Below are 12,407 nucleotides of genomic sequence, written 5' to 3'. Positions count from 1 at the left end.
GAGAGCTAATGCCCTCAAAACTAAACAAAGTTTCTCAGTGTGCTTCCGTACCTTGCGGATTCTCTTAGTATCTCTACTCTCCTCCGCTTTGGCTTCCTTAGAAAGGAGGTGATCCAGCCGCAGGTTCTCCTACGGCTACCTTGTTACGACTTCACCCCAGTCATCTGCCCTGCCTTAGACGGCTCCCTCCTTACGGTTAGGCCACCGGCTTTGGGCGTTGCAGACTCCCATGGTGTGACGGGCGGTGTGTACAAGGCCCGGGAACGTATTCACCGCGGCGTGCTGATCCGCGATTACTAGCGATTCCAGCTTCGTGCAGTCGAGTTGCAGACTGCAGTCCGAACTGAGAACAGCTTTCAGAGATTTGCTTGCCTTCGCAGGCTCGCTGCTCGTTGTACTGCCCATTGTAGCACGTGTGTAGCCCAGGTCATAAGGGGCATGATGACTTGACGTCGTCCCCACCTTCCTCCGGTTTGTCACCGGCAGTCTCATTAGAGTGCCCAACTCAATGCTGGCAACTAATGACAAGGGTTGCGCTCGTTGCGGGACTTAACCCAACATCTCACGACACGAGCTGACGACAGCCATGCACCACCTGTCTTAGCGTCCCCGAAGGGAACTCCCAATCTCTTGGGATTGCGCTAGATGTCAAGACCTGGTAAGGTTCTTCGCGTTGCTTCGAATTAAACCACATGCTCCACCGCTTGTGCGGGCCCCCGTCAATTCCTTTGAGTTTCAACCTTGCGGTCGTACTCCCCAGGCGGAGTGCTTAATGCGTTAGCTGCAGCACTGAGAGGCGGAAACCTCCCAACACTTAGCACTCATCGTTTACGGCATGGACTACCAGGGTATCTAATCCTGTTCGCTACCCATGCTTTCGAGCCTCAGCGTCAGTTGCAGACCAGAGAGCCGCTTTCGCCACTGGTGTTCTTCCATATATCTACGCATTCCACCGCTACACATGGAGTTCCACTCTCCTCTTCTGCACTCAAGAAAGACAGTTTCCGATGCAGTTCCTCGGTTGAGCCGAGGGCTTTCACATCAGACTTATCTTTCCGCCTGCGCTCGCTTTACGCCCAATAAATCCGGACAACGCTTGCCACCTACGTATTACCGCGGCTGCTGGCACGTAGTTAGCCGTGACTTTCTGGTTGATTACCGTCAAATAAAGATCAGTTACTCTCTCTATCTTTCTTCACCAACAACAGAGCTTTACGATCCGAAAACCTTCTTCACTCACGCGGCGTTGCTCCATCAGACTTTCGTCCATTGTGGAAGATTCCCTACTGCTGCCTCCCGTAGGAGTTTGGGCCGTGTCTCAGTCCCAATGTGGCCGATCAGTCTCTCAACTCGGCTATGCATCAATGCCTTGGTAGGCCTTTACCCTACCAACTAGCTAATGCACCGCGGGTCCATCCTTTAGCGACAGCTTGCGCCGCCTTTCAAGCTCTAGCCATGCAGCTAGAGTTGTTATCCGGTATTAGCACCTGTTTCCAAATGGTATCCCAGACTTAAGGGCAGGTTACCCACGTGTTACTCACCCATCCGCCGCTAGCTTGTATCTATGTCCGTTCCGAAGAACTTCTATAGGCAAGCTCGCTCGACTTGCATGTATTAGGCACGCCGCCAGCGTTCGTCCTGAGCCAGGATCAAACTCTCATTTTTTATAAAATAATAGTTCTTTAAGATCTTTGTCTCAAAATTTATTGCTTGCGAATTGACTTCGCTTATTTTTTGTTTGGGTTGTTACACCCGCACACTTTTAGCGAAACTTTGTTCAGTTTTCAAAGTACTAGCTCGTCTGCTTTGTAGCAGACCGCTTTTTTATTTTAGCAGATGTCTTCTTGCCTGTCAAGAAGTTTTTTCATCCCGCCGATCGAGCTCTTTGTCTTGCGCCCGACGACAGTTAAATATATTACTCGCTTGTCTTCCCTTTTGCAAGTCTTTTTTTCAACTTTTTTCAATCCCTCTCCCCCAACCCTTGATAGACTGGGATTTGTTGAGATAAAAAATAGAAAGAATTCTACGAATTCTTTCTATTCCACTTCTTACTTTCGACTCCTAATGCAGTTCCATACATAATGTATTGATACATGTCGAGTGGCCTTTCCTCAAAATCATGCTTCACCCAACTATAAATTTGTTCGAATATTACTTCAACGGATGCATTAAAAATTTTAAAGTGACATTTTTCATAAGTTTGGAAAATTTCTTCTAGTCTGTCGCGAAATTCTCTCTTTAGCATCGGCTTGATCGTTTCCCAATCTTTTTTCTTTATATTCTGTCGAATTGAAATGTAGCAATTGCGATCTTCATATATCGACTTTAATGCTCGGTCGATTATTCGTGCAAAATCTTCTCCAGGATGTGCCTGTTTGAAATGAATGTCTATGCTAGCGAGCAACACTTCAGAAAGCATGCTCGGAATTGAACCATATCGGTGGTAAATCGTTCCTCTAGCACAACCGCAGATGCCTGCTACCCTTTCATAAGTAACTTTTTCAATAACTTCTTTGCACATACTGCTTCGCAATTTATAATGATACATCGATCATCCTCTTTCTATTTTACGGTATATATTATATATACCTATATTTTAAAATGACTCATACGTCATATATGAGAACTAATTTATCAAGCTTTTTGCAATTTAGCAAGCACAAAATAATTTTATAACGCTTAAAAAATATAGTTAATGTTTATAAAAGCTTATGTATCAAGACTTTAGGCAAAATAAAAAAACAATACAGATTGTATTGTTTTACATTTTATATTTTCGTTGTAGTTCACGGTCTTGGTCTCGTTTCTTGATTGCATCCCTTTTATCGTACATTTTTTTACCTTGACCAACACCAATTAGAACCTTTGCGAATCCTTTTTTCAAATAGACTTTCAAAGGTACAATGGTGGTTCCTCGCTCTTGAACAGCTTTTGCCAATTTTTGGATTTCCTTTTTATGCAAAAGTAACCTGCGCGAGCGCAGAGGTTCATGATTATAGCGATTACCTTGTTTGTATTCGCTAATATGCACGTTTTCTAGAAATGCAGAATTATTCCTAATTTGGACATAGCCATCCCGCAAATTAATTCTTCTTGCTCTAACAGACTTTATCTCGGTTCCTGTCAAAGCAATCCCTGCTTCATAAGTGTCCTTAATAAAGTAATCATGGCCAGCTTTCTTGTTTTGAGCTAGCAGATTTTCGTTATTTTCCTTTTTCATGATATCCAGTCCTAGCGTTTAAATCCACGACCACGATCATTTCTACGTCCACGATAAGGCTTATTTCCACGATCATGGCCTCTACCATTGTTTGATCGTCCGCCTGCTCTGAAACGATTATTTTGGCCACGGTCATTATGAGTTGACTTAGGTGCATTTGGATCATAGATTGCAAAATCCAGTTGATGTTGATCAACATTTGCATTGATTAGGGTAACTTCAATTGGCATTCCAATCTTAAATTGACGGTGAGTACCTCGACCAGTTAAAGTCAAGGTCTTTTCGTCAAAGCTATAGAAATCATCGTCCAAATTGGTGATATGGATTAATCCTTCTACAGTATTTGGCAATTGAATAAACATTCCAAAGCTAGTAACAGATGAAACTACGGCACTGAAGTGTTCTCCGACTTGGTCAGCCATGAATTCTGTCATCTTCAAATCGTTAACTGCACGCTCAGTGTCGATTGAACGTCTTTCTTGAGTTGAAGTTTGTTCTGCTACTTCTGGCAAAAGGCTGCCAAAATGTTCTTGCTCTGCATCCCCCATGCCAAAATCAGCATAGTCATGAATCATGCGGTGAACCATTAAGTCAGAATATCTTCTGATTGGCGAAGTGAAGTGAGTGTAGTACTTAGCTGCTAAACCAAAGTGACCAAGTGGATCTTCAGAATAGTGAGCTTGCTTCAAACTACGCAACATGATTGTTTGAACTACGGCTTCTTCAGGCGTATTCAAAGTCTTAGTTACAACCTTTTGCAAATCAATTGGTTTAACGTTATTTGGATCCGCAGTAATATTTAAGCCAAAAGCTGAACAGAACTCAAAGAAGCTCTTGATTCTTTCGCCATCTGGCGTTTCGTGAACGCGGTACAAGAATGGGACATGCTTGCGGTAATAGTCTTCAGCTACTGTTTCATTGGCAATCAACATAAATGATTCGATCATCTTTTCAGCAATACCACGTTCATGCAAAACAATATCTACTGGCTTGCCCTTTTCGTCAACGATAATCTTAGCTTCTGGTTCTTCAAAATCAATTGCCCCACGTTCATGACGCTTTTGATACAAAGCATCGTGCAATGAAGCCATATCCTTAAGCATATCTGCCAATTCAAAGTACTTATCTTCTAGGCCTTCCATGTCGCCAGCTAAAACGCGATTTACTTTGTTATAAGTCATACGGCCATGGCTGCGCATTACAGAAGGATAGATCTTATATCCAACTCTGTCGCCGGCTGGAGTAATTTCCATATCGCATGACAATACTAGTCTTTCTACGCCTTCATTCAATGAACAAATACCGTTTGAAAGTCTAAAAGGCAACATTGGAATTACTCGGTCCACTAAATAAGTACTGTTTCCGCGTTCAAAAGCTTCTCGGTCAAGTGGAGTTCCTTGCTTAACATAGTGAGCTACGTCTGCGATGTGAACACCTAGATGGTAATTTCCGTTAGGCAATTTCCATAATACTACCGCATCATCGAAGTCCTTAGAATCATCCCCATCAATGGTTACAGCTGGTTGATCAGTTATGTCAATTCGACCCTTTTTATCTTCTTCAGTTACATGATCAGGAATTGAATTAGCCTGCTTCATAGCTTCTTCTGGCCAATCAACTCGAATATCATGTTCAGAAACAATCGACATAATATCTACGCCAGGATCATTCTTATTACCGATAATTTCGATAACTGATCCAGTCATTGAATCTGGATTATCGGCATTTGGATAATTCTTGATGCTTACCTTTACCATGTCTCCCATTTGAGGAGTTAAGCCATTATCTGCAACATAAACGCGGTAATTGTGAATCTTTTTGTTGTTGCTAATGGCATAGCCAAGAAAATGACTCAACTTAACTTGGTCATCTGGCAATGGAGTAAATTCACCAACAATGGTATCTAATCCACGTTCAAGAATTTCAATTACTTCACCATCGGCACTTCTATTATTCCAAGGATTGCCACCAACAGTGATCTTTACCTTAACTCTGTCGCCATTTACTGCATAATTAGTGTAGTCACGAGGAATAAAAATATCGTCAGCATCCTCGTCATCTAACTTAACAAAACCAAAGCCCTTATCATTGGCTCTAAACAATCCTTCAACAATCGTATTTTCCAAAGCTAACTGATATTGACCTTTGCCATCAGTAATGATCTTCTTTTCATGTTCAAGAAATGACAAAGCCTTGATTAATTCTGTAAAACTGCCCAAACGTTCCCGTCTTGCAATTCTTTCAAGTTGATCTACTCGAAATTTCTTAGGTGGATTTTGGCGAAAAATTTCCAAAACTCCGGCCAAAACTTTTTCATTTTGTGCCATTAGCTAATTCTCCATTCTTACTAAAAATATTAAAAAAACCTCCCAGTCGCAATTTATCGATCGGGGGGTTAGTAGTTATTATCTATTTTGATGACATGTAAGCTAAAACAATTGCCAACACGAAAAATAAAACTAACAAAACAGAAGTAACTTTTTCCATAAACGCTTCAAATCCACGTTTCTTTGATTGGCCACTGAATACTGCGCCGCCAGAAAGTGCATTTAATGCATCCTGTTGTTTTTGCGGCTGCATCATTGTTGCAATAATAATTAAAATAGAAACAATGATTAATAAAGTCATAAATATATTGTACAATGCGCTGCCTCCAATATCTGATACGTTACTGAACAATTTTATCACAAAAAATAAATTTTTGCAGTTTATTTTTTATCTAACTCAGGTGCATCAGTCTTAAACTTTGATTCTGTAGATTTCTTTTTATTATTATACCAAAGAGAAGTCTTAGATTTGGACGAATCGAGCTTTTTTAGAGCCTTTTCTTTGTTATAGTCATAATCTTTGACGTCAACCTTTTTAAACCATTTTGGCTTATAGAATCGCAAAAGATTGCCATTGATTACACGATCTGATAATGATAGCTCTGTAGTTACCAAGTTAGAAATTGAAGTCAATTCATTCTTAACCTTTTTGTCAGGCTTGGTAATCTCTTGACCTGTCTTAGTATCGTAATAATCACCGGATACTTTGGCATATTTCGGTGTGATAAAGTCACCATTTCGCTGGGCAACAATTTGTGGATTCTTCTTGCTTAACAAGTCGTGTCCAAATTGAATCGTATTTTTGTCGTTAACTCCTAGCAAATTGAGCAAGGTTGGTAAAACGTCGATTTCTCCGCCATAAGTATGGTCGATCTTTCCCTTTAATCCGCGCATATGGAACATCAATGGAACTCTTTGGAAATTCAAGTTATCAAAGTCGTTGAAACTACCCTTGCCCAGTAGTTCTGCTGATGCCTTATGATGGTTGCCAGAGATTCCATAGTGGTCGCCATAAAAGACTAACAAAGTATTCTTATCTAATCCAGTCTTCTTCATCCAGGCCATCAATTCACCAATTGCTTGGTCCAAGTAATGAGCGGTCTGGACATAGCCGTCAACCGTTTCATCGCCAGTATCTGTCTTATCGATCGACTGATTTTTCTTATCTAATTGATAAGGATAGTGGTTAGTGACAGTGATCATCTTAAGATAAAACGGTTGTGGCAATTTTTCGATATATTTAACGGATTGTTTGAAGAACAATTTATCCTTCAACCCATATCCAATGTAGTAGCCTGGCTTATTTTCATAATAACTCAAAGGCATGAAATATTGATAGCCAAAGGACTTGTAGGCATTATTTCTATTCCAAAATGAGCCTTCGCCCCCGTGCATTACAGCGGTAGTATAGCCACCTTCTTGTGACAAAATTGCCGGTGCACTTTCAAAGGTATTAGAAGTACCATAGCTAGACATAGCTGAACCAGATTGCAGACCGAACAATGAATTTTCTAACATCAATTCCGCATCTGAAGTTTTACCTTGTCCAACTTGGTTAAAGAAGTTGTCAAAGCTGATCGTATTTTTTGACCTGAAAATCTTATTCAGATTTGGCGTTACAGCCTTTCCCTTCCACTTGTAGCCAATTAAAAACTGCTGGAAACTTTCCAAGTGGATGACCAACACATTCTTTCCTTTGGCAACTCCATGGTAAGTCTTGCCAGGAGTGACATAATGCGCTTTTAAAAATTTCTGAACCGACTTCAAATCTGACACATTGGCATTAGCCATCTGAGCACTAGTTTGAGCGGTTTTTACTCCATCATAAAGCGCGTATTCGTTAATTCCCAAATACTTAACGATATAATTATTGTCAAAAGTTCTTGTAAGTAGTCCTGATCTGTCTTTTTGAGCCATCATCAAGTCCAGTCCCATCAAACTGATAGCCAAAACTTCAATTAAAGTTGTAAACTTCAACTTCAGCGGACGAACATCGATTCTAACAACCTTCGTTATCAGCAAAATCAAAACGATTGCCACATCGATAAATGCCAAAAAGTCAGTTGGAAGAGTTATTCCAACTATACTCTTGCCTAAATTATCAGAAGTTGAGCCGGAAGTCTTGATAATCGCGAATGATAAAAAGTTAGAAAATTCGCGATAATACAAAATATTCGAAAATAGCCACAGACTCAGCAAAAAGTCAATTATAACCGTAATCCAATACGACTTTCGCCCTTTAAAAAATAGTCCTATACCAAGCAAAAGCATCCCCGCTGGGATTGGATTGAACAACAATAAAAATTGCTGCATTGGTCCAACTGCACCTAGACTAAATTTTGTCTGATATATAAAATACGTCTTTAGCCAAAATAATACCAATACAATGGTGAAAAAGCCTAACTTGTCATGAGTCAGCCATCGTAGAAAAGACTTAGTATGTGCCATCATATTCTCCTCTCATCACGCTAACTAATATTACTACGCTCTGGCTGTAGTTACATCATTCTTTTGCAATCTTAATTAATTTTTGAACTTGAAATCTTCTTCGGCTTAATTGACCAGCCAAAAATTCCCAGAATTATTCCAAAGAAATAAGTAGCTAGTCGCCATAAAAACATCCCCAGCACTAAAGTTCCGCTTGATGAGATAAAGGTTGAAAACAGAGTTTGAAAACTGTATTCTGCCCCGCCACTTGCACCTGGAATAGGCACAATAGCCATGATCATAGTAATCATGATATTCATCTGTGTTACTTCTAGCCATGATGCATGAACGTTCAATGCTAGCAGAACTACATATGGAATTGAATAGAACAACAACAATTGCAAAATCGTCAAAAACGTTACCTTCAACAGTTTTTGCTTTTCATTTTTCAATTTTCTACTTTCGCCATAGAAAGTATCAATTTTGCTGATGGCATTTTCTTGCCACTTGTCGACTTTTTCAGCCGGAAAAATCTTGCGCAAAATTTTCATCAAAAAAATAGTAGCTGACTTGGTAAAGTTGTAGGCAAACATTATTGCTAATAAAAACAAAGTCGAAACTACGTGAATCAACAAGCCAATTACAATAAAAATTGCCAAGGTTGAAAATTTTGTTTTCACCAAATGAAAGCCCGTTGCAATCGTTGAAACATAAGCCAAAAATACGCATATCTGATAGACAATGAACTTCATCAATAATAAAGAAGTCGCTCTGCCGCCTTCAATTCCCATTTGAATCATTGCAGTTAATTGAGCAGGTTGGCCTCCAGTCGACATTGGAGTTATCGCGTTGAATAGAGTTTGAATGATCGGAATCCGAAAGAAAGACCAGAAGCCTCTTTTCGGTTCGCCTTTTCTTTTGGCTAATACTGATAAAATTAGCGCCTCACAAGTATAGGAAAGAAGCATCATTACAAAGATCAATCCGAAAAAGCTCCAATTCATCGAACTAGCTGCATGAATTATTTGTTTAAACGGAGTTGCCTTTAGATCAATATATAAAATCGCCACACTAATTGCTAAGACAATCGTGATACTCCACAAATTTTTCTTATTCATTAGTGGATCTGACCCATTCTCTTTCCAATTTGATATTGTTCATGATAGAAATCGCGCCAGATATCCGTAAGGTGCTCTTCTGAATACTCATTGCTTGCTTCAATTGATAAGCTGCCATATTTTTTCAATAATTCTTGATTGTTGATAGCTGCTCTTAATTGCTGATTAAGTTCATCAAAATCAGCTCCGCTCATGTAGTAGCCATCGATAATTGCTTTATAGAGATCCAAATTACGAAGCAATACAGGAGTTCCGCAACTGAAAGCTTCTAAAACTGACATTGGAAAAAGTTCATCAAATGATGGAAGCAAGAATAAATCTGCAATATTCAAGTAATTAACGAGTTCTTGGCGATCAATAATTCCAGTAAAAAGCAAATTCTTTGGTCCATGATCAACTAATTCTTTGTAGTGGTCATAGCCATCGGTAATTTTTCCAAATGAAAATCCACCTGCCCAAATAAATTGTACTTCTGGATTAGCTTCAGCTAACTTGGCGAAATCATCAACGCCCTTGCGTTCTTGAATCTGACCATCACCAAAAACTACAAACTTGTCATGAGCTATCCCCAATTTATTTCTAAAAGCATTCTTTTCAGCCAAACTTTGTGGATAAAACACTTCTTTAGAAACAAAGTTAGGGATGTACTTGACCTTGCCCGCATCAATGCCGTAGTCAACCAACTTATTGATAAAAATTGGATTAACCACCACGATTTGATCCATGCGCTTATAGAAGTCGACTACGTAGTTATAGAATACATTTTTGGCAAAACCTGGCAATTTGATTGAACCTTCCAAAGTATCAGGCAAAAAGTGAACGTAGCCAATCTTTCTACCTCTTGCCGGTGAGAAACTATTGGCATAATAAGTAGGATTGATTGTGTGATAGTGAGTCAAATCGCTAGTTCCGTACTTATTGATAGTCATATAGAAGTCTTGATAAAGATTTTTTCGCATTAAGTTGATTAATTCGTTGTAAGCTGATCCTACCCCTTGTCCTTTAACAGAATCGGCTTGGGAAAACATATTAATTCTGATCATATAAATCCTCTTCTTGATTTTCTTGATAATTATTAATCGCAAATTGATAGAAATCGTGTACTCTCTTAGCAAAATTATCAGCTGAAATTTGTTTTAGCTTGTTCTCTAGCAGATCCTGAGGTACTTCTGCAGAATCCTTTTTCAAATAAAACAAAATATCTTCTAGCATTTCTTTTTGAGAAGTAAATACCCTACCCAAGTTTTCATTATCAAAAACATTTTCAGTGTAATCTGTATCGTAAACTACACATTTGCGACCAGCAGCCAAAGCCTCGATGTATGTTAATCCCTGAGTTTCAGTGTCGCTGGCAGAAACAAACAGATCGGCCATTCGATAGTAATTGCCGACATCTGCATGATCGACATCTCCGGCAAAAATCACATAATCCTCAAGAGTCAATCTTTCAACCTGACTCTTAAGAATATCAACATCTGGTCCATCACCGGCAATAACCAACTTAACGTTTGGAATCTCATCGATGATATGTGGCATAGCATTGAGAATATGATCAATCTTTTTCTCAGCAGCAATTCTACTCAAAGTTAGAATTACCTTTTGATCCTCAGAAATTCCCAAATCCTTGCGAACATCTCGATAATTATCGCTATTTATACTATCGATATCTACACCCGTAGGGATAACATCGATTGGAATATTGACATCATAGCGATTAAGCAGATCTTTAACCCGCATGCTAGGTGCAATTACACCATCCATATTTTTAAGGTAGCTTTTGGTAAATTGCTTAACATGGTAGGGTCTAAGCAAATGCCCATTCAAGACATAATGCAGATAATCTTCATACATCGTATGGTAAGTATGAATTGCTGGAATTTTTAATTGATGGGCAACATATTTTCCAATCATTCCCAAAGCAAATTCTGTCTGAGTATGAACTACATCCAGTTGAACTTCTTTAGCAACCTTGGTCGCCTCAAAAAAGCCTCTAAAAGCAACTCTACGATCAGTAAATGAAATAAAAGGAACAGAGCTAAATCTGAAAATATTTGGTTCGATTTTCCCCTTCTCCAAATGTGGATCGGTTGTCGTGAAAATAAAGACATTATGGCCTTGCTTTTCTAGAGCATTCTTCAGTGTTTGAATTGATGTTGCTACCCCACTAACTTGTGGAAAGTAGGTATCAGTAAAAATCCCTATATTCATATATAAGCCTCCATTTAGCATTATAAATTCAAGACAGAATACTTGCAATTCTACGGATGCATTTATTGAACTATGTATATTAATAAAAAAAGACCTAGCTTTTACTAGGTCTTTTTATCAAATAGCGGTGATCGGGGTCGAACCGATACGTCCTAATGGACACCAGATTTTGAGTCTGACGCGTCTGCCAATTCCGCCACACCGCCATAATATTAACAATTTATACCTGACTTTGGTCAAGTGAAGGCGGGGATCGGATTCGAACCGACGATTAAGGTTTTGCAGACCTCTGCCTTACCACTTGGCTACACCGCCACAGTATTAAGATAAACAATTGGGATAACTGGATTCGAACCAGTGCATGTTAGAGTCAAAGTCTAATGCCTTACCACTTGGCTATATCCCAATGTTAGGGCGGAATATGGGGATCGAACCCATGTATGCCGGATCCACAAACCGGTGTGTTAACCACTTCACCAATTCCGCCATGAAGTTTTAAACAGGGACAGTAGGAATTGAACCCACATTAGCGGTTTTGGAGACCGATGTACTACCATTATACGATGTCCCTATTAAAAATGGAGGAGGGTGGATTCGAACCGCCGAACTCAGAGAGAACGATTTTACAGACCGTCGCGTTTAGCCACTTCGCTACTCCTCCGTATGGATGGCGCGGGACGGAATCGAACCGCCGACACAAGGAGCTTCAATCCTTTGCTCTACCAACTGAGCTACCGAGCCATCTTACGGTCCATGCGGGATTTGAACCCGCGATCTCCTCCGTGACAGGGAGGCGAGATAGACCACTACTCCAATGGACCATATTGCGGGAGCTGGATTTGAACCAACGACCTTCGGGTTATGAGCCCGACGAGCTACCAGACTGCTCCATCCCGCGATGAAGTAAGGAGGATGTGGGATTTGAACCCACGCACGAGCAGAACCCGCCTGACGGTTTTCAAGACCGTTCCCTTAAGCCACTTGGGTAATCCTCCATAGTGTTTTAAAAAAATATAAAGCCTTATAAGGCTATGACCCGTACGGGATTTGAACCCATGTTACAGCCGTGAAAGGGCTGTGTCTTAACCACTTGACCAACGGGTCATG

Annotated in this window: 8 protein-coding genes, 11 tRNA genes and 1 rRNA gene; all 20 read right to left on the bottom strand. The window is 40.0% G+C overall.

Translation table 11 applies throughout. The annotated features are described in order from the left end of the window. Positions 1 to 101: 101 nt before the first annotated feature. Positions 102 to 1,665 (bottom strand): 16S ribosomal RNA (locus BN53_RS08790). 358 nt (positions 1,666 to 2,023) lie between these two features. Next, positions 2,024 to 2,548 (bottom strand): TetR/AcrR family transcriptional regulator, encoded by a 525-nt coding sequence (locus BN53_RS08785; RefSeq protein WP_009560590.1) that lies wholly within the window; start codon positions 2,546 to 2,548, stop codon positions 2,024 to 2,026. 213 nt (positions 2,549 to 2,761) lie between these two features. Next, positions 2,762 to 3,220 carry an SsrA-binding protein SmpB gene (gene smpB, locus BN53_RS08780; protein ID WP_009560589.1) on the bottom strand — a complete coding sequence of 153 codons (459 nt, stop codon included), beginning with the start codon at positions 3,218 to 3,220 and terminating at the stop codon, positions 2,762 to 2,764. Between the two features lie 11 nt (positions 3,221 to 3,231). Continuing rightward, entirely contained in the window at positions 3,232 to 5,547 is a 2,316-nt protein-coding gene (gene rnr / locus BN53_RS08775; protein WP_009560588.1) for a ribonuclease R, read from the bottom strand. Positions 5,548 to 5,629: 82 nt separating this feature from the next. Further along, positions 5,630 to 5,863 (bottom strand): preprotein translocase subunit SecG, encoded by a 234-nt coding sequence (gene secG, locus BN53_RS08770; RefSeq protein WP_009560587.1) that lies wholly within the window; start codon positions 5,861 to 5,863, stop codon positions 5,630 to 5,632. A 65-nt stretch (positions 5,864 to 5,928) separates the two neighbouring features. Beyond that, a complete protein-coding gene (locus BN53_RS08765; protein WP_009560586.1) occupies positions 5,929 to 7,995 on the bottom strand; it encodes an LTA synthase family protein in 2,067 nt (688 codons plus the stop codon). A 71-nt stretch (positions 7,996 to 8,066) separates the two neighbouring features. After that, complete coding sequence (locus BN53_RS08760; RefSeq protein ID WP_009560585.1) at positions 8,067 to 9,092, bottom strand: lysylphosphatidylglycerol synthase transmembrane domain-containing protein; 1,026 nt, start codon at positions 9,090 to 9,092, stop codon at positions 8,067 to 8,069. Beyond that, a complete protein-coding gene (locus BN53_RS08755; protein WP_040537406.1) occupies positions 9,092 to 10,135 on the bottom strand; it encodes a glycosyltransferase family 4 protein in 1,044 nt (347 codons plus the stop codon). The genes BN53_RS08760 and BN53_RS08755 overlap by 1 nt, the downstream gene beginning before the upstream one ends. After that, the gene (locus tag BN53_RS08750) at positions 10,122 to 11,300 is read right to left on the bottom strand and encodes a glycosyltransferase family 4 protein (RefSeq protein ID WP_009560583.1); all 1,179 of its coding nucleotides are present in this window, start codon (positions 11,298 to 11,300) and stop codon (positions 10,122 to 10,124) included. The genes BN53_RS08755 and BN53_RS08750 overlap by 14 nt, the downstream gene beginning before the upstream one ends. Positions 11,301 to 11,422: 122 nt before the next feature. Further along, positions 11,423 to 11,506, bottom strand: a tRNA-Leu gene (locus BN53_RS08745). A 38-nt stretch (positions 11,507 to 11,544) separates the two neighbouring features. Beyond that, positions 11,545 to 11,615: transfer RNA gene (locus BN53_RS08740), tRNA-Cys, on the bottom strand. Positions 11,616 to 11,634: 19 nt separating this feature from the next. Further along, positions 11,635 to 11,706, bottom strand: a tRNA-Gln gene (locus tag BN53_RS08735). Positions 11,707 to 11,713: 7 nt separating this feature from the next. Continuing rightward, positions 11,714 to 11,786, bottom strand: a tRNA-His gene (locus BN53_RS08730). 14 nt (positions 11,787 to 11,800) lie between these two features. Next, positions 11,801 to 11,871 (bottom strand) — tRNA-Trp (locus BN53_RS08725). An 8-nt stretch (positions 11,872 to 11,879) separates the two neighbouring features. After that, positions 11,880 to 11,961: transfer RNA gene (locus tag BN53_RS08720), tRNA-Tyr, on the bottom strand. Positions 11,962 to 11,968: 7 nt separating this feature from the next. Then, positions 11,969 to 12,041: transfer RNA gene (locus BN53_RS08715), tRNA-Phe, on the bottom strand. 6 nt (positions 12,042 to 12,047) lie between these two features. Then, positions 12,048 to 12,121 (bottom strand) — tRNA-Asp (locus tag BN53_RS08710). Between the two features lie 3 nt (positions 12,122 to 12,124). Next, positions 12,125 to 12,198 (bottom strand) — tRNA-Met (locus BN53_RS08705). 8 nt (positions 12,199 to 12,206) lie between these two features. Next, positions 12,207 to 12,295: transfer RNA gene (locus BN53_RS08700), tRNA-Ser, on the bottom strand. A 37-nt stretch (positions 12,296 to 12,332) separates the two neighbouring features. Next, positions 12,333 to 12,404: transfer RNA gene (locus tag BN53_RS08695), tRNA-Glu, on the bottom strand. Positions 12,405 to 12,407 lie beyond the last annotated feature (3 nt).

The organism is Lactobacillus pasteurii DSM 23907 = CRBIP 24.76, assembly GCF_000297025.1.
Classification (GTDB): Bacteria; Bacillota; Bacilli; order Lactobacillales; family Lactobacillaceae; genus Lactobacillus; species Lactobacillus pasteurii.
This window is presented reverse-complemented; position numbering and strand designations above follow the sequence as displayed.

Coding starts and splice junctions, on each gene's coding strand:
- BN53_RS08785 (WP_009560590.1), bottom strand. CDS start 2,548: ATGTATCATTATAAATTGCGAAGCAGTATGTGCAAAGAAGTTATTGAA.
- smpB (WP_009560589.1), bottom strand. CDS start 3,220: ATGAAAAAGGAAAATAACGAAAATCTGCTAGCTCAAAACAAGAAAGCT.
- rnr (WP_009560588.1), bottom strand. CDS start 5,547: ATGGCACAAAATGAAAAAGTTTTGGCCGGAGTTTTGGAAATTTTTCGC.
- BN53_RS08765 (WP_009560586.1), bottom strand. CDS start 7,995: ATGGCACATACTAAGTCTTTTCTACGATGGCTGACTCATGACAAGTTA.
- BN53_RS08760 (WP_009560585.1), bottom strand. CDS start 9,092: ATGAATAAGAAAAATTTGTGGAGTATCACGATTGTCTTAGCAATTAGT.
- BN53_RS08755 (WP_040537406.1), bottom strand. CDS start 10,135: ATGATCAGAATTAATATGTTTTCCCAAGCCGATTCTGTTAAAGGACAA.
- BN53_RS08750 (WP_009560583.1), bottom strand. CDS start 11,300: ATGAATATAGGGATTTTTACTGATACCTACTTTCCACAAGTTAGTGGG.